Below are 289 nucleotides of genomic sequence, written 5' to 3' on the forward strand. Positions count from 1 at the left end.
TTCGGCGGCACGGCGGGCCGCATCATCGGGCACACTGGCACACAAAAGCTCCAGCTTGCCCTGGCGCTCGTTCTCACGGATCAGATGGGTCAGCAGCGTTTCCACGGCACCGCCCTGTACCGCGGGAACCGGAAGATCGGGCGGCGGCACCAGCAGCACACGCGGGCGTTTTTCTTTCTCTCTGTCGGATTTCAGGATCGCCAACGTCGGCTCCTTTTACGTCAAATTTCTTTACTTCTTCAGGGGGCACAGGCTTTCTGCGCTCATCATGGACCACCGTGCCGCCGAA

The 289-nt window shown here is 60.9% G+C and carries 1 pseudogene; it reads right to left on the reverse strand.

Annotated features, from left to right (window positions below):
- Nucleotides 1-204: pseudogene (locus H6B10_RS16085) on the reverse strand (hypothetical protein); the annotation flags it as partial.
- Nucleotides 205-289: the final 85 nt, after the last annotated feature.

Source organism: Gemmiger formicilis, assembly GCF_016901605.1.
Classification (GTDB): Bacteria; Bacillota; Clostridia; order Oscillospirales; family Ruminococcaceae; genus Gemmiger; species Gemmiger formicilis_B.